Annotated in this window: 14 protein-coding genes; 8 read left to right on the forward strand and 6 right to left on the reverse strand. The window is 37.3% G+C overall.

The features are described 5' to 3' along the window. Positions 1 to 56: 56 nt before the first annotated feature. From C8D70_RS04340 to mfd, 6 genes are all read right to left on the reverse strand, one after another. Entirely contained in the window at positions 57 to 989 is a 933-nt protein-coding gene (locus tag C8D70_RS04340; RefSeq protein ID WP_110366488.1) for a hypothetical protein, read from the reverse strand. A gap of 98 nt (positions 990 to 1,087) precedes the next feature. Beyond that, a complete protein-coding gene (locus tag C8D70_RS04345; protein ID WP_110366489.1) occupies positions 1,088 to 1,963 on the reverse strand; it encodes a hypothetical protein in 876 nt (291 codons plus the stop codon). A 152-nt stretch (positions 1,964 to 2,115) separates the two neighbouring features. Continuing rightward, on the reverse strand, positions 2,116 to 2,853 hold the full coding sequence (locus C8D70_RS04350) for a hypothetical protein (protein WP_110366490.1): 738 nt from the start codon (positions 2,851 to 2,853) through the stop codon (positions 2,116 to 2,118). Positions 2,854 to 2,861: 8 nt separating this feature from the next. Then, the gene (locus tag C8D70_RS04355) at positions 2,862 to 3,686 is read right to left on the reverse strand and encodes a hypothetical protein (protein WP_228407977.1); all 825 of its coding nucleotides are present in this window, start codon (positions 3,684 to 3,686) and stop codon (positions 2,862 to 2,864) included. A gap of 2 nt (positions 3,687 to 3,688) precedes the next feature. Further along, on the reverse strand, positions 3,689 to 4,510 hold the full coding sequence (locus C8D70_RS04360; RefSeq protein WP_110366491.1) for a hypothetical protein: 822 nt from the start codon (positions 4,508 to 4,510) through the stop codon (positions 3,689 to 3,691). A 371-nt stretch (positions 4,511 to 4,881) separates the two neighbouring features. Beyond that, positions 4,882 to 8,250 (reverse strand): transcription-repair coupling factor, encoded by a 3,369-nt coding sequence (gene mfd / locus C8D70_RS04365; protein ID WP_110366492.1) that lies wholly within the window; start codon positions 8,248 to 8,250, stop codon positions 4,882 to 4,884. A gap of 250 nt (positions 8,251 to 8,500) precedes the next feature. On the opposite strand from mfd, the gene C8D70_RS04370 reads away from it, so the two are divergent. The 8 genes from C8D70_RS04370 to C8D70_RS04405 all read left to right on the forward strand — a co-directional run bounded on the left by C8D70_RS04370 (position 8,501) and on the right by C8D70_RS04405 (position 18,169). Further along, positions 8,501 to 8,896, forward strand: coding sequence for a hypothetical protein (locus C8D70_RS04370; protein WP_047427317.1), 396 nt, complete (start codon positions 8,501 to 8,503; stop codon positions 8,894 to 8,896). A 181-nt stretch (positions 8,897 to 9,077) separates the two neighbouring features. Continuing rightward, entirely contained in the window at positions 9,078 to 9,374 is a 297-nt protein-coding gene (locus tag C8D70_RS04375) for a hypothetical protein (RefSeq protein WP_076595986.1), read from the forward strand. A gap of 135 nt (positions 9,375 to 9,509) precedes the next feature. Then, positions 9,510 to 11,009, forward strand: coding sequence for a GH3 auxin-responsive promoter family protein (locus C8D70_RS04380; RefSeq protein ID WP_110366493.1), 1,500 nt, complete (start codon positions 9,510 to 9,512; stop codon positions 11,007 to 11,009). Positions 11,010 to 11,078: 69 nt separating this feature from the next. Next, the gene (locus C8D70_RS04385; RefSeq protein ID WP_076595988.1) at positions 11,079 to 11,441 is read left to right on the forward strand and encodes a hypothetical protein; all 363 of its coding nucleotides are present in this window, start codon (positions 11,079 to 11,081) and stop codon (positions 11,439 to 11,441) included. A gap of 92 nt (positions 11,442 to 11,533) precedes the next feature. After that, positions 11,534 to 12,769 carry an MFS transporter gene (locus C8D70_RS04390; protein ID WP_110366494.1) on the forward strand — a complete coding sequence of 412 codons (1,236 nt, stop codon included), beginning with the start codon at positions 11,534 to 11,536 and terminating at the stop codon, positions 12,767 to 12,769. Positions 12,770 to 13,072: 303 nt separating this feature from the next. Continuing rightward, the gene (locus C8D70_RS04395; protein ID WP_146212851.1) at positions 13,073 to 13,678 is read left to right on the forward strand and encodes a tetratricopeptide repeat protein; all 606 of its coding nucleotides are present in this window, start codon (positions 13,073 to 13,075) and stop codon (positions 13,676 to 13,678) included. A gap of 168 nt (positions 13,679 to 13,846) precedes the next feature. Continuing rightward, positions 13,847 to 15,919, forward strand: coding sequence for a T9SS type B sorting domain-containing protein (locus C8D70_RS04400; RefSeq protein ID WP_110366496.1), 2,073 nt, complete (start codon positions 13,847 to 13,849; stop codon positions 15,917 to 15,919). A gap of 102 nt (positions 15,920 to 16,021) precedes the next feature. Then, entirely contained in the window at positions 16,022 to 18,169 is a 2,148-nt protein-coding gene (locus C8D70_RS04405) for a T9SS type B sorting domain-containing protein (protein WP_110366497.1), read from the forward strand. The last annotated feature ends 2 nt before the right edge of the window (positions 18,170 to 18,171 follow it).

The raw sequence follows: 18,171 nt of genomic DNA on the forward strand, positions 1-18,171 counted from the left end.
AATAAAAAACTCAATCTTAGGAAAGATTGAGTTTGAATATTGTTAAAAAAATTCTTCTATTGTGGTTTATAGATGTAATTAACGCCATATCCTTTTGTCATGTAAGTCTGAGGATCATAAACGTAATTGGTACTCTTCACTATCGGTGTCGGAATTGGCGGTGTAAGATCTGTTACCGACCATCTCTTAGGGTTGTTTGGAGACAAGATAAGACTTTCTTTATCATTGATCACTGTAGATAATAATCTTGAAATTTTATATACATGCGGTAACAATGTGAATGGGCTTACCTGCTCATCATAAGCATAGTATTCGTAGCTATATTTTCCGGTAACAGCACCAAATGCTCCTCCTGTCATTGTTCCATAGTGTCTTACCACTTTAGATACATTGTCTCCTACATAAGTATAGGCAGTTTTGGAATAATCTGTGAAGTTAAGCGGCGCTCCCGGAACGTCCGGACCGTTTCTCATAATTATTGAATCCAGTTTTCCTGTAGCAGTACTGTACTTAACCTGATAAGCCGTTTTCTCTTTTTTCAGTAACGTCTGTGGTCCCGGAGGATCTCCAGGTATTAACGGCGGTGTTCTTCTGAAGGTTGAACGGTTTTCAGAAATCAGCTGCAGTTTGCTATTGTTTGCATAAGTAAACAATTGAGTATAGGATACACTGTCTTTATCCAGCTTTCCGTTTCCGTCAAGATCCAGGAAACCGTTGAAATTAATCTGACTGATTTTATCACCACTGTACATAATATCAGTGATAGAAGCACTGTCTGTTATTACTTTAGTCACAAGAAGTCCGCTGTAGCGATATTCTGCGATCGTATCTTTATCTGTAATTTCTCTGTATAATGCTCTGGGACCGCTTAATCCTCCTGTGTTGTTGAGATCCAACAAAGGATTTCCATCCTCATCCAGCATGTCCTTGCAGGAATGTACTGAGGAGAAACCTGCGATTAGTAAAATAAAATAGAAAATTTGCTTCATTTCCTTGTAATTGATTATTTTTTTGACAAATATAATTTTTTTTGCCTAAAAATTGTATTATTATTTATATTCTGCTAAGATTAATAACTATATTTCTTCTATAAATTTTTATAGGTAAAAGTTAAATTCTGGTTTTTCTCAACCACCACATACCCTTGATTATCATAAGAATAACTTTGAGCAGTATTAACAGGAGTAGCCGGTGATGGTAATTCTATGAACATAGAAGTGGGATTATTCGGAGATGTTTTATAGAACTGAGCCGGATTGATCAGACTTCGGGTGATGAAATATACTGATGGCAATGTAGAATACGGGCTTTTCTGAGTATCGTAGTTCTGGAAACTATATTTGCTTATTACTGCCGTACTCATATTCGGGTTTCCGTTGATATCCAGCAGACCTTTGGAACAAACGACCTGAATTATATTTTCTCCCGTATACACAAAAGAATAATTAATAAATCTGTTATAAGCGCTTATTCCTCCTTCTTTTCTTTTCTCAAGAATTTTGGTAAGCCTGTTGGTAACCGGATCATAGGTAAATGCATAATCACTTACAACAGAAACTGACGGCGTTGCTCCCGTAGCTGTAGAAGTAGCATTATAAATCTTTTTACCTGTAGCATCCGGAACAATATTAAATTCATAAGTGAGGCTGGATGCTGCTGAACTTACATATTTAATTTTAGTGATATTTTTATCTGTGTATGTTACCGTTGCCGTATAATAAGCACTTCCGGCAAAAGACTCATCTTTAGACACTGCAGTCTGCAGATCTCCGGTTACAGCTGTTGTAACATATTCTTCCTGGGAAACATTATTGGCAGTAACCTTTGCTAAAATCTTTTTAGGAGGAGGTCCGTCATCCGGATTCGGGATAGATTCTGTAGGATCTGAGGTAGTATTACATGCTGTCAGCAGCCCAAGAAAAGCAATACCGGCAAACATTTTAAAAAAATAGTTTTTTACCATATAGAATTTTTTTAGCTTGTCCAAATATAATTCAATTTTCGATAATACACTTTACTTTATCTGAATAAATTCACAAGAAATAGAGTTAATAAACAAAAAAAATCTAAAAACATAACGTTTTTAGATTTATGATTATTGTATTATTATGAAAATTAATAAGGTTGCAATATGGATGTTGTCAAAACAGACTGTGACATATCGCTGTTGAGGAAATTAGTATCAACCGCTTTTCCTATTCCCAGGGTTGTTCCTGCAATGGCTCTTTTTATACAGGCTACTTTAACAGAATACTGGTTTTTAGGAGTAAGATTGGTAAGGGTTGCATTAAGATTAAAAATCTTATAAGCACCACTATCCCCCAATAATACATCTGTTCTTACTGCTCTAAGGGCATTATCAACAAAAACACCACAGGCAAAACTTGCAGAATTCGTTCCCGTTTTCTGAACAGTTGTCTGAAATGAGAATGTAGCCTTATTTGTGCCATTGGTCACGGAGAATGTATCCACAGTTCCAGAAATTACTGTCCAGCCTCCAGTAAGGGCTTCCCCATCATTATAGGGATTGGTAGCCCCGCTGCTACCGGTAAAACTAACTCCGGTTTTGTCTGAAACGGTATTAATGGAAAACACAGACATACTTCCCTGCCCATCTGCAATTTTAATTGATTTCCAGTCATTTACACCTAAATCTGTATTATTGTGAAATATATCACCTGCTGTTCCGGCAGATCCTTTTAGGACATCAGTACCTCCTGTTCTTAATTCTTTTCTGATATTGAGATCTCCGTTCACATCCAGCATATTAGTCGGATTAGGAGTATTTATACCCACTTGAGCATTTGCTGCAACAGCTGATAAAAGCGAAGTTACAAATAATATTTTTTTCATAATCCGTTTTAATTTATAATCGTATTAAACACTTCAGGAACTTCATATACGTCTACTTTAAGAGAAGATTGTGAAATAAAACTATTGATATTGCTATACACATTAGTTCCTATAGAAAGGATATTTCCGGCTCCTGAAGCACCATAAGATCCTAATCTCGTACAGGCAACGCTAACGGTATGATTTCCCTGGGAAAGATTTTCTACAATCCCGATCTGGGTATGAGTAAGAAAAGGATATGAAGTAGTAATTGCCTTTAGATTTCTCTGTCTCAGGTTCACCAGCTTATTATCCACAAAGATACCACATGCATAATCTATGGAGTTATCTGTACTTCCTGCTGCCATAAAATCAGCCTGTACAACAGTTTCAAACTGGAAGTAAGCCTTGCTTTGAGTACTGAAAACAGTAATGGTTTGTGAAAGGCCGTCTATTTTCTTAAAATTGGTAAGTGTACTATAGTCCTTTCCCTTCGTAAAGGTTCCGCCTCTTGAAGTCATGCTTACTGAAGAGTTTTCTGAAGAAGAAAAGGTGACTCCTACTTTATCTGAAAAAGAGTTGTTATAGATCAGGTAAAATTTATTGGGTTCATATTCAGGAATACGCAATGATTTCCAGATTGGAGGAAAGCCTTCACCCTGAGAAACAAGAATCTGATCATTGTTTCCTTGAAATATTGAGTTATCAGCAGCATTAAGGACCGCAATTTTATTTCTGAAATTCACATCTCCGTTTACATCAAGTTTTGCGTTTGGGGTATCTGTTTTTATTCCCACCTGAGCCGTTGCAAAAATGCTTATGCTAAGAAGCAGCGTTGATATTAGTTTTTTCATCATTAGTTGTTTTTATAGCTCACGTATTCTATAACATCCATTTTCATGGTAGATTCCAGCGTAAATGCACTGGAAGCGCCATTTGAAGACTCTACATTTCGTCCGATAGCAAATTGTGAAGTAGAACTTGAAGTATCAATCTTTCTGCACGCGATTTCAATATTGTGAACCCCTACAGGGACGTTCTGTTCTGTATAATTAAGAGTAAAGATATAGTCCTGAAGGCCAGCTTTCCCACTATTATTATTAGAAGCAATTCTATCCGGGCGTACCGCTACCAATGCTCCGTTTCTGAAAACACCACAAGCAAATCGTACGCTTTGTACGGCAGTAGATGAGGATGCTTTCATTTCAATTCCTGTCTGGAACTGATAGGTAAGTCTGTTTTTTCCGTTTTTGATGGTAAAAGTATTGTCAAGTCCGTCTATCTTTTTCCAATTTCCTTTAGTAACATCAGTAATATTATCTCCAACTTGGTTTGTGTAGACACCGTCACCGGCAACACCAGCGGTAAGTGATATAATACCTGTTTGATCTGATGACAGATAAGAATTAATCAACTTATACTGTCCCTCTTCCATAAAGGAAACATTCAAAGATTTCCACACAGGCGGCAATCCTTCGCCCTGAGAAACCAAAACCTGGCCGTTTAACCCGGCATTTCCAGCCTGAGTTGATGTACCGCCTACTCTAAGTTCTTTTCTTAAGGTGGTTTTTCCGTTCACATCAAGAACAGATTTGGGCTTTACAGTACCTATCCCCACCTGAGCGTTGGCGTAGAATGAAAGAAATCCAGCTACGCAGCAATGTATAATTGTTTTCATAATTAATGACTGCAAAGTTACATAACGAAGTCGAAAAAATTTCAGTCACCAATCTATAAACCTATAGAAATAAACACATTAGAAGATAGAATTATTCACACACAAAAGTAGAATTATTTCTACATAACTCTACTTTTCATGTATTAAAAAAAGGAACTCACACCTCAACCCCTTGCTGTATGGGGTTTTACAAGATTTTTTTTATCATTACAAAGTGATTACAAGCCCTCGAAAACAGGCTTAATTCTCTTTAACGGGAATACTACAAAAGAAAAATATGATAATAATCACAAAAAAACGCATAAAAAATCAATTTTTTAATGCGTTTTAGTAATTTTTATAATACTACTTCCAATAAATGAAACAAAAATTTAATCATGATTAATGATTGCTTTCAACAATAGATTAACTTCATCTACATTTTTAACTCTTTCTTTCCTCATCATCAACTGATTACCTTCTTTTCCTGATTTTTCTTTAAGTTGGGCTTCGGCCGGATTCCGGGTCAGATAACTAATAATATGCCGGAATCTATCTGTCTGATAAAACTTATCCTGAGGATTTCCCGGGAAGTACCCTAAAAATACGCCGTTTTTCATGACTATCTTTTCAAAACCGATGTCAGCAGCAAGCCACTTCAATGAAACACTCTTCAAGAGATTGACAGCTTCTTTCGGCAGTGCCCCAAAACGGTCAATCAGTTCCAGTTCAAACTGATGAAGGCCTGCTTCATTAGTAATTTCAGCAATTTTCTGATAGAGCAGCAACCTTTCTTCTGTATTGGAAATATAGGAGTCCGGCAGCATCAATTCCAAATCAGTATCAATATTGACATCCTTCACAGATTTAAAAAGCTTCTGCCTGTCTTCTTCATTTTCAAAAAGGTTTTCAAAATCTGCATCATCTTTTAGTTCTTCCAGTGCTTCCTGCATTAGTTTCTGATAGGTTTCAAACCCCATCTCATTGATGAACCCACTCTGCTCAGCACCCAGAAGATCTCCTGCACCTCGGATTTCCAGGTCTTTCATCGCAATCTGGAAACCGCTTCCCAGATCTGAAAACTGTTCAATAGCTTCCAGACGTTTTCTGGCATCCGAAGTCATCATATCATAAGGTGGAGTAATCAGATAACAGAATGCTTTCCTGTTACTACGTCCTACCCTTCCTCTCATCTGATGCAGATCCGCCATACCAAACCTTTGTGCATCATTGATAAAAATAGTATTGGCATTCGGAACATCTACTCCACTTTCTACAATGGTAGTGGACACAAGAACATCATATTTCCCTTCCATAAAATCCAGAACATTCTTTTCAAGCTGCTTCCCTTCCATTTGCCCATGCCCTGTAATCACTCTCGCATCAGGAACCAGCCGCTGGATAAGTCCTGCAATATCTTTCAGATTTTCAATTCTGTTATTGATAAAGTATACCTGACCATCTCTCTGAAGCTCATAAGAAACGGCATCGCGAAGGGTTTCTTCATTGAATCCTATTAATTGCGTATCTACAGGCTGTCTGTTTGGCGGCGGTGTTTTGATAACGGATAAATCCCTTGCAGCCATTAATGAGAACTGTAAAGTCCTCGGAATAGGAGTCGCTGTAAGGGTAAGTGTATCCACATTATTTTTCAAAGTTTTCAGTTTATCTTTTACTGAAACCCCGAATTTATGTTCTTCATCAATAATCAGCAATCCAAGATCTTTAAATTTTACTGAACTGCTTACCAACTGATGTGTTCCTATAATGATATCTACTTTTCCGTTCTTTAAAGCCTCTAAAGTCTCCGATTTCTGCTTAGCTGTCCTGAATCGGTTTACATACGCAACATTCACCGGAAAATCTTTAAGTCTTTCTTTAAAACTTCTGTAATGCTGAAAGGCAAGAATAGTGGTTGGAACCAATACTGCAACCTGCTTACCATCTGTAGCGGCTTTAAATGCAGCTCTGATCGCAACTTCCGTTTTACCGAAACCTACGTCACCACAGACAAGCCTGTCCATCACCGTATCAGCTTCCATATCTTGCTTCACATCTACGGTAGCCTTTTCCTGATCCGGCGTATCTTCATAAATAAAGCTGGCTTCCAGCTCGTTCTGCAGGTAGGAATCCGGAGTAAAAGCAAAGCCTTTAGCCGTTTTCCTCTGGGCATACAGTTGAATCAGGTCAAAAGCAATCTGCTTAACCTTCGCTTTTGTCTTCTGTTTTAAAGATTTCCATGTTGGAGATCCAAGTTTACTCAGAACAATTTCTCTTCCATCCGGTCCATTGTATTTCGATATTTTATGCAGAGAGTGAATGCTTACATATAATAAATCTCCATTTTTATAGGTAAGTTTGAAACATTCCTGGATTTTTCCGTCATTATTCACTTTCACCAATCCCATAAACTTCCCGATTCCATGATCAATATGGGCAATATAGTCTCCTATTTTCAGAGACATCAGGTCTTTCAGGGTGAGTTGTTCAGATTTTGCAAAGGTATTTTTAGCTTTATATCTCTGGTAACGGTCAAATATCTGATGATCCGTGTAAACCAGTAACTTGTGTCCGTTATCTACAAATCCTTCATGAAGTTCAGACTTAAAACTTTTAAATGGAAGCTCATGTTGAAGCTCTTCAAAGATGGATTCCAGCCTTTCTTTCTGTTTTTCTGTTGAAAAGGAAATCCAGGTATCAAATCCGCTGTTCTGTTTTTCTTCGATATCTTCAATCAACAATTCGAAGTTTTTATGAAAAGAAGGCTGTGGAAGCTGCTCCATTTTTACTTCAGCAACTTCTTTCAGTCCTTCAATGATCATTCCTCCAAAATCAATTGTTTTGAATTTTTTATAGTCAAACAGAAACTCCTGATCAGAAATAAAAAGCTCCTGCGGAGTCCTGTGGGCTATGTCTTTACTTAATGTATCATATTTTTCCAAAGATCTTTCATAGAACGTCCGGATCTTCTGCATTCCTACCATTCCGTTTTTAGAAACCACAAAACTTTCCGTAGGCAATAGCTGCAACAGAGAAACCCTGGTTCCCGTTACTGAAAAGTTCATATTGGAAACCAACTGGAAATCCTTTACTTTATCTACCGAAAGCTGTGTTTCGATATCAAAGGTTTTGATACTTTCCACTTCATTACCGAAGAACGTAATTCTGTACGGTTTTTCATGTGAATAGGAAAACACATCCACAATTCCTCCTCTCACAGAAAACTCTCCCGGTTCAGAAACAAAATCAGCCTGCTGGAAATGATAATGATTAAGCAGTTCATCCACAAAATCAAAATCCAGCTGGTCTCCTACTTTAATATGATGGGAAATTGCTTTAAAATCTTCTTTTTTCAAAACCTTTTCAGATAAAGCTCCGGCGTAAGCCACAATAACTTTCGGAGATCTCCCGGAATTGATTTTATTAAGAACCTCAGTCCTTAAAACCAGATTGGCATTCTGAGTCTTTTCTACCTGATAAGGTTCAAGATGGGTTGCCGGAAAATACAGCACCTTATCCTTGCCCAAAAGATCTTCCATCTCAGTATTGACATACAAGGCATCTTCCTTATCATCTACCAGATAAAGAATATTCTTCTTCTGAGCCAAAAAAAGCTCTGCCACAAAAATAGAAACTGAAGATCCCGCACTTCCTTTTACGGCAATATGCTGACTGTTTTCTAACTGAGTAAAAATTTCTTTCCCAAACTCTTTCTGCATAAGGTCTGGAAGGAACTTTTCATTGATGGATTTTAACTGCATAAATAGTAATGGTATAAACGAAAAAAGCGATTTCGGGAGTTTTCCGAAACCGTTGATGGTATACAAAGGTACGGATATTTTTTCTCTTCCTCAGAAAAACAGAAAGACCGAAGGTTTAAAATGAAAGACTTATCTTCATAAATCTTAATTTTTTACAATTTTATCTAATAACCTGTTAAAAAAAATCAACTTTCTCCCCATGGCATAGTGTTTGGGACTTCCAGCCTAACCAAACATTAAGAATAGTATTATGAAAAAAGCAATTAAAATCTTAGGAGTTATGATGCTGTTATTATTCACAGCATTATCTTTTTCGTCGTGCAGCAAAGATGACGACCCTGTCAACAATGAATTTTTCGCCGGAACCTACAAAGGAAAAGTCTCTTATAATGATGGAGGCTCTACCAATATCAGCACAGACAATGGAAGTGTATTTGTAACGAAGATCGCCAGCGGCACCAAATATAATTTCGCTTTCTCCAACAGCATTCCGGATCTAAACGGAATAGAGTTTAATCAGGAAGGAGATCATACTCTGGTGATGATTGGTTCTACAGCAACCTCTTATATCAGAATTGACAATAATGTTCTAAAAATCCTGTATGTCAAAGATGGCAAAACGTGGACAGCCAACTGTACGCGCTAGCCATGTCTATTTATATATTATGCAAGCTTGTTTCCGGAAATGGAGACGGGCTTTTTCATTGTAAATGAAGTGTTTTAATTTTTTTTTAAGATGTAATAAACTTTAGTTAAGTTTGAAAATACTGTTTTTGTAGCCTGCTTTTTGTATATCTTTATTTAACAAAAAACAAACAATAATTCTTATGAAAAAATTCTTATCTGCAATGTCTTTGATCCTGGGATTAGGACTTGCCACTGCTCAGCAGACTGCTCCCGCTACAGGTGCTACTGCACATCCGCCTGTAAAAGCAACTACAGCAAAAGCTGCGAAACCAGCTGAAGTGAAAGCTGCAAAACCTGCAATGGATGCAAAAGCAGTGAAGCCTGCACAACCGGCTGCCAAAATGAAAAAAGACGGCACTCCGGATAAGAGATATAAAGAAAACAAACACCTGAAAAAAGACGGTACTCCTGATAAAAGGTACAAAGAAAATAAATAAGCATAACATTAACATATAGTTGTTATTTTCATAATCAAATTTCGAAAAACCGGTGGAACACGTTCCATCGGTTTTTTTATGTGAAGCTTCGTAAAAAATGATTCAAGATTCTTTACTTATTTATAAATTTGACCCATGTTAAACTTCTTCAAGAAAAATGCAGCGCTGATTTGGGCAAAGAGACATGTTCAGAAAGCGGAGGATTTCAAAAAAAATGCTGAAAAAAACCAGGAAGACTTATTAATTTCTCTGGTGAATACAGCTCAAAAAACACTTTTTGGACGGGAACATGATTTTGAAAACATTCATTCTGTAAAGGATTTTCAGGACAGAGTTCCTGTAGCCGATTATGAAGATCTGAAACCTTACATTGAAAGGGTAAAAAAGGGACAGTCCAATATTTTATGGACGGAAACTCCGGAATATTTTGCCAAAACTTCGGGAACGACTTCCGGATCTAAGTACATTCCGATTTCCAAAGAAGGAATGCCATTTCAGATTGCCGGCGCCCAAAGTGCATTATTTCATTATATCAGCAAAAAGAATAACGCTGATTTTGTGAATGGAAAAATGATTTTCCTTCAGGGCAGCCCGGAACTGGAAGAAGTATTTGGAATAAAAACAGGAAGACTGTCCGGTATTGTAGCGCATCATATTCCTAACTACCTTCAGAAAAACCGTCTGCCAAGCTGGAAAACCAATATTATGGAAGACTGGGAAGCGAAAGTAGATAAAATCATAGAGGAAACGGAACATGAAAACATGACACTCATCTCAGGAATTCCACCATGGCTGATCATGTATTTTGAAAAGTTAACAGAAAAACACGGTAAAAAGATCAAACAGCTTTTCCCAAATCTTCAGCTTATTGTAACAGGAGGTGTCAACTATGAACCTTATCGCGATAAAATGGAAGAGTTATTGGGAGGTAAGGTAGACATCGTTCAAACTTTTCCCGCTTCTGAAGGTTTTTTTGCTTTTCAGGATGATTATACAAAGGAAGGATTACTCCTTTTAACCAATCACGGAATTTTCTATGAATTTATTCCTTTGGAAGAATATGGCAAGCCTGAAGCAAGAAGATTGACGTTAAAAGAAATTGAGCTTCATAAAGATTATGCATTGATTCTTACGACCAATTCCGGATTGTGGGCTTATTCTATAGGAGATGTTGTAAGATTTATCAGTAAAGATCCATACAGGGTTTTGGTGAGCGGGAGAACCAAACATTTTACCTCTGCATTTGGTGAGCATGTGATTGCTATTGAAGTGGAAGAAGCAATGAAAGCTGCGCTTGAAAAACATCCTGCACAGATTACGGAATTCCATCTCGCTCCGCAGGTGAATCCGGCTGAAGGACTTCCCTATCACGAATGGCTGATAGAATTTGAAAAAGAACCTGAAAACTTCGAAACTTTCAGGGATGAACTGGATCTGCAGCTTCGGGCAAAGAATACTTACTATGATGATTTGATTTCGGGAAATATTTTACAAAAACTGCAAATCACCAGACTTAAAAAAAATGCCTTTCATGAATATGCAAAATCCCAGGGAAAATTAGGGGGGCAAAATAAGACCCCAAGATTGGCTAATGACAGAAAGATTGCAGATCTATTGGAAATTTACAAATTTTAATCATATTTTTTCAATTCCAAAAACGTATATTCAAAAAAAATTATAAATTTGAAAAACTAAAAGAAAATAATGAAAGCATCTGTACTGTTGAAATCATCTTTACTAACATCTTTATTTGTTATTACATCTTGTGCTACTACAAAATACAGCGAAGATATTTCAAAAAATAATTACTCTAATCTTGAAGCCGGAAAAATATACAAAGTTACAATGAGAGACGGCTCTCCGAAGCAGACGATCTTATTCAGAAACGTTGTTGGCGAAAATCTTGTAGGTACAGCCGGTAAAAAAGACAGTACAGAAGTGATTATTCCTAAAGCAAATGTAGCTGCCGTAAAAGACAGAAGAAAAGCAAGAATTGCGGCAGGTGCTACCATTATCGGAGCAGCAGGTGTTGCTGCCATCGTATTAAGTTCTTCCAGAGCTGACTAAAATAGATTTTATCTTTTGAGACTTATTTAATATATCTTTCAAAAATTGTCATATGAATAGCCCTAAATAAATTTTTAGGGCTATTTTTGTTCATGATTTCCTTTACCCCGTTAAAAACATTACAAAATGTTGAGTTCAGAAATCTTCTTAGCGGGAGATTTTTTATTGTTTTAGCCTTCCGAATGCTCGCTACTTTATTAGGATGGTGGGTGTATCAATTAACAAAAGATCCTTTTTCAATAGGCCTTATCGGACTTTCAGAGGTGATTCCTGCTGTAAGCTGTGCGCTGTATGCCGGACATGTTATTGATATGAATGAAAAAAAGAGACTGCTTCTTATTTGTAATTATGCCTATATTTTTCTGATCGGACTTCTGCTGATTCCTGCATTCCTGGATGTGGAAATGCACTTTACAGGTCATCAGATTACCTATTATATTTATGGGGTTATCTTTTTCACCGGGATAGCAAGAGCCTTTATCGGTCCCATTGTTCCTTCCATGATACCTAAAATCGTAAAGAAAGAGAATCTTCCCAATGCCGTAACCCTTAACCAGGCCACTTTCCTGATTTCTTCTGTTTGCGGACATGCTATTGGGGGTGTTCTTATTGGGTTTATCGGTGTAAAATGGACACTGGTTGCTATTTTAGCACTCATATTGGTTGCTTCATTATTTTTCTGGCAGCTTCACAAACAGTATTCAGAATACAAAAAGGAAACAGTAAATGTAGCAGAAAGCATGCGCGAAGGAATTTCTTATATTTTTAAAACCAAGGAGATTCTGGGTGCTTTATGTCTTGATATGTTTGCCGTACTTTTTGGCGGAGCAGTAGCTATGATCCCCGTATTTGCAACAGACATTCTGAATTCAGGAGCTGAAGGTTTCGGCTTACTGAATGCAGCTTCGGATATTGGTTCCATGTGTATTATTACTATTTTATCTATTGTTCCTCTCCGAAAAAATCAGGGAAAAATACTTCTTGCTGTTGTTACAGGATTCGGGCTATGTATCATTGGATTCGGTTTATCAAAATTATATTGGCTGTCTTTTATGTTCCTGGTGATGAGCGGAATGCTGGATGGAATTTCTGTGGTTATCCGAGGTACCATTGTACAGTTAAAAACACCGGATCACATCAGAGGTCGTGTTCTGAGTGTGAATTCAATTTTCATCATGTCCAGCAATGAAATGGGACAGTTTGAAAGTGGACTTATGGCCAAATTACTTGGTGTTGTGCGCTCTGTGGTATTTGGCGGCTGTATGACTGTTTTAATTGCCCTGCTGGTGGGAAGTACCAATCCTAAATTGAGAAAGATGCAATATTAATTTATTGTTTATCAGATCATTTAAAATCTGACGTCAAAAAAACAAGAATCCGAAATACTTAAAATCAGAATAGAACGTTTTCTATTCTGATTTTTATTTTATACCTGTTTTTTAAAAATTTATAAAAGAATTCAATCTCAAATATTTATCAAAACCACCAATATCTTTACGATCTCCATATAATCTAACCCAAACAATAAAATACAATATTTAAAACCAACACATTACTTTCGTTAAATATATCTCAAAATCTTTAATTTAACGTTAATAATTTTTTATATTTGCTTCATAAAATATCCCCCTATGACTAAACTTTTACTAATTTTGAGCTTTCTCATGACAGGTTCTCTGATAAATGCTCAATTTTTTTCAGATCAAACCCTACAACAAACTGCTTTGCAGCTCGATAATGCAAAGACAGACAGTGACTACGATACTGTTTTCAAAACATTTTCTGAAGCTAAAACTTCAGAAAAATGGCAGGCTAATTACTACGCTGCAGCAACATTGTATCTTAAGACCAATTTCCTTTTAAAGAACAGCCCGAACAGTCCTCTTGGAGAGCCTAATGAATCTGCAAGAAAACTGGCCATGCAGGCCCTTGCTTCTGAAAAGAATAATGGGGAGGTAAATATTCTCCTTGCTCTTATTCATTTTCAGAAAATAAGAATAAAAACAGCTGCAGACCCTCAAAAGGAATTAAAAACAGCTACAGGCTTTATGGCCAAAGCGGAAACTACTTTAAAGAACAATCCCAGACTTTCTTTTTTAAAGGCTGAAATAGCTGAAAAACAAGGAAACAAGACGGAGGCTATAAAGTTCTATAAAAAAGCAGCCAAAGAATTTGAAACATCAGACCCCTCATCCGCTTCACCTAATTGGGGAAGACAGCTGATCGGAACAAATTAACAGTAAGAATATGCATGATCTCCTGATCAAATCGGGACGATCAGTTTTTTTGATATGAAAGACTTAAAAATTCATCGAATGTTTAGAGAAACATTACTTTATATCAGATAAAAAACAGCATTTTTTGTAACTAAACACTTTTACTATTTGTTTTTAAAATTAATTCTCATGAAAAAAACATTACTTGTTTTCTTAATCATATTTTCACATATTTTATTTGCTCAATCAGATTGCGGCACTGCAATGGCGGTGTGCGGCAACACTGATATATCCTATACTCCCAACGGCCATGGAGACATTGCGGAAGACCTCGGCGGATGTTTAACTTCTGACGAAAAGTTCTCCGTATGGTATTCTTTTACCGTTGCTACAGGTGGAACTCTTACCTTTGAAATCATCCCTAACGACCAGGGAGATGATTATGACTTTGGAGTATACGGACCAAACAAATCTTGCGGAAACCTGGGAGCTCCAATACGTTGTTCATATTCCGGACAAAGTGGAAACACTGGTCTTAATATGACCGCTACAGATCTTAGTGAGGACGCTACAGGGGACAAATGGGTAAAATATCTTGACGTATTGCCTGGCCAGACTTACTATATTATTGTAAACAACCACAGAGAGACAGCTAACGGATTCAAATTATCATGGGGTGGTACAGCTACTTTATCATCTCCGTTCACTGATCCGAATATTCAGCCTTATCCATTCGTTCCACCGGGAATTCCAGGAGCTAATCCTACTGACCCAAGAGAAGTAGTGGTATGTTCAAATCCGGCGACTTTTGATTTCGCATCGTTATCAGCAGGAATTCTTAATGGTAACCCTAATTTCAGCATCAGCTACCACACCAGTCAAAATGATGCCTTAACCGGTAACAACCCTCTTGTTGGCCCTCAAACTGTTACTCCTGTTGGCGTTTATTTCTATAGCATCAATTATACTGATCCTACTAACCCGAACAGCCCTGTTAATAAATGCAGACAGACCGGTAAATTTAAATTTAAAGATGGCACCATCAAGGCTACCAATGTAACGCTAACAAGCTGTAATAATAACAATGCAGGTACCGCAACTTATGATCTAACAACTGCCGCTGTTTTTGCTGATCCAACCGCGACTAAAAAATATTATCATACTTTATACGATCTGAATAACTCAATTAATGAGATTACCAACATCTATCAGTTTGTTTCTGCAGAAGGTAAAATATATGCAAAAGTAACCTCTGTTTTCGGATGTAGTGATATTGCAGAAATTACCCTTAAGTTCTATCCGCAAATCATTGCAAAAGATGCAGAATTAAGATCATGCTTTATTGAAGCAAATCCTTCCACAGCTTTATTCAACCTTGACAATGCTGCTGTAATCACTCCACAGGCAGGTATTACTAAAAAATACTTCCCTTCACTGACCGATGCAATTGATGGAACCAATGAAATTTTAAACGCTAATTATATTGCACCAAGCGGTTTGGTATACGTAAGAGTATCTGACACCAGAGGATGTTATGTAGTAGTGAAAATTGGTTTAACAGTAATTGCCCCGGTAACATCTAATGTATTGAAAGACAAAATTATCTGTATAGAAGACACTACAACTTTAGATGCGGGACCCGGATTCAAAAGCTATGAATGGAGCACAGGAGCTACAACACAGTCTATCAAAGATGTAGGTGTAGGTGTTTACTGGGTAAAATTAAAAACAGGAGAATGTGTTGCCACTCAAAAGGTAACAGTTTATCCTTCTGAACAGCCGGTAGTAACAAACATCGATATTAACAACACTACATTAACAATCAATGTTATTGGAGGAACTCCTGATTATCAGTATTCTATGGATAAAATTTTATGGCAGCCGTCTAATGTATTCTCCAATGTAGCAAGAGGAACTTACAAAGTGTATGTAAAAGATGCTTATGACTGCGAACCTATTGAAGTGAACGTAGTAGTTCCTAACCTTATCAATATGATTACTCCCAACGGAGATGGCGTGAATGATGTAGTAGATTATTCTGCTATGGCAGATAAACAGAACCTTATTTTAAGTATCTTTGACAGATACGGAACAAAAATCCACCAGGGAGATAAATCCAACGGTTACAAATGGGATGGTAGAATTGCCGGCAAGAATATTCCTACAGGTACTTACTGGTATTCTGTAACATGGAACGAAAATGACAAGAAGAACACTCCTTTCAAGTTTTCAGGATGGATTGTTGTAAAAAACAGAGAATAAAACACCTTATAATATAAAAAGCCGCTTTGGCGGCTTTTTCTTTTACAAAGAATGATAAAAATTTATTGATTTCAAGTTTGTTTAACAAAAAAAGTTTTAACAATGAAAAAAATATTACTTCTTTTTATTTTATTGATAACACAAATGGTCTTTTCACAGTCAGACTGTGTCACAGCAATTCCCATCTGTGGTAATTCTGACATTTCATACACCCCTTCAGGCCCGGGGAATATTATAGAGATTCTTAACCAAAACGGAGGATGCCTCAGCACCAATGAAAGATATACAGTTTGGTATACTTTCACTGTATCCACACCAGGAACGCTGGCATTTAAAATAAAACCAAACGATCAGGGTGATGACTATGATTTTGCAGTTTACGGACCAACGGCAAACGGCTGTGCTTCCTTACAGAATGCGGATCACGTTTTCATACAGCCTATAAGATGTAACTATAGTGGTACTGCAGGAGATACAGGCCTGGATCTTACTCTTGCTCCGCCCGCAGTATTTCCTACCAATCCTCCCGGTGTTACATCCAGTATGAACAATGGAAAATGGAGTCCTTACATGGATGTATTAATGGGACAGACCTATTATCTGGTTATTGACAATTTCAGTAGATCCGTTAATGGTTTTTCTTTAGAATGGTCAGGAACTGCAAGCTTAAGTTCTGCATTTAACGATCCCGTTCTTTCCCCCAACCCGTTTATCGCGCCGGGTATTCCGGGAGCTACACCTAATGACCCTAATCAGGTAATGGTTTGTGCGCTGCCTACCCAGTTTGATTTTACAACATTATCTGCAGCTATTATTAATGGTAACAGCCAGAACTTCAAGGTTACTTATCACAAAACCACCAACGATGCTCTTACAGGACAGAACCCTCTTACAGTAACTACTGTAGACGGAACCACAACATATTATTACAGAATTGTATACCAGGATCCCAGCAATCCGAACAACCCTATCAATGGATGCTTTATAACAGGTAAATTCAAGTTTATCAATGTGGGGATCTCCGCCAATTCGGCAACTCTATACTCCTGTAACAACAACGGAGCTGGTACTGCAAAGTATAATTTAACAACAGCCAATGTATTTGGAGGAACCGGAGCAACGATTAAATATTATGCAACGGCGGCGGATATGAATGCGGATATTAATGAAATTACAGATCCCGCCAACTATGTTTCTGCCGAATCTACAATCTATGTAAAAGTAATTTCTTCTTTCGGATGTATTGCAACTACTACCATCAGACTATTATTCTATCCAACTGTTGTGCTAAAAGATGCTGTACTCCAAAACTGCTATATCGACAACGATGTTATGCGTTCAACATTCGATCTTTCCAAAGCAGATATCGGTGTAGCTGTTCCCACACCTACCGGAACTATTATTAAGTATTACACAACGGTAGCGGATGCTAAAGCACAGACCAATCCTATAACAGCAGCATTCAATTATCTTTCGGAAAGCAAAACAGTATATGCAAGAGTAGATAATGACAAACAGTGTTATTCCATTGCCAAAATAGAGCTTATAGTATTACCTCCTGTAAAATCAGCAGTATTAAAAGACAAAACAATTTGTGCTGAAGCCAAAACAACTTTGGATGCAGGACCTGGATTTGTAAGCTATGAATGGAGCACTGGCGAAACAACACAATCTATCAGCAACGTAGGAGTTGGGGTTTATTGGGTAAAACTTCAAACCGGAAAATGTTTCACACTTCAGGAAGTACATGTACACGCAAGCCTTCAGCCAGTAGTTTCAGGGATAGAAATTTCAAATAATAACATCACCGTTACGGCTACAGGCGGAGTTCCTCCTTACCAATACTCTATAGACGGTATCAACTGGCAGGATTCCAATGTATTCACAGGACTTCCCAGAGGAGAAAATACAGTCTATGTAAAAGATACTTACAACTGTACGCCTATCCAGGTAACCGTGACAGTTCCTAATCTTATCAACGCCATTACTCCGAACGGAGATAACGTAAATGATGTTATTGACTATTCTGCATTAGCCTACAAGAAAAACCTTATCTTCATTGTATATGACAGGTATGGAAACAAACTTCATGAAGCGAAGAAATTCAATAACTTCTCTTGGGACGGAACCGCTTTTGGTAAGAAAATTCCAACCGGAACTTACTGGTACACGATCTCCTGGAACGAAAACAATAAAAACAGTACCGAAACCAAATATTCAGGATGGGTATTGGTAAAGAATAAAGAATAAGT

Source organism: Chryseobacterium sp. CBTAP 102, assembly GCF_003201365.1.
GTDB lineage: Bacteria > Bacteroidota > Bacteroidia > Flavobacteriales > Weeksellaceae > Chryseobacterium > Chryseobacterium candidae.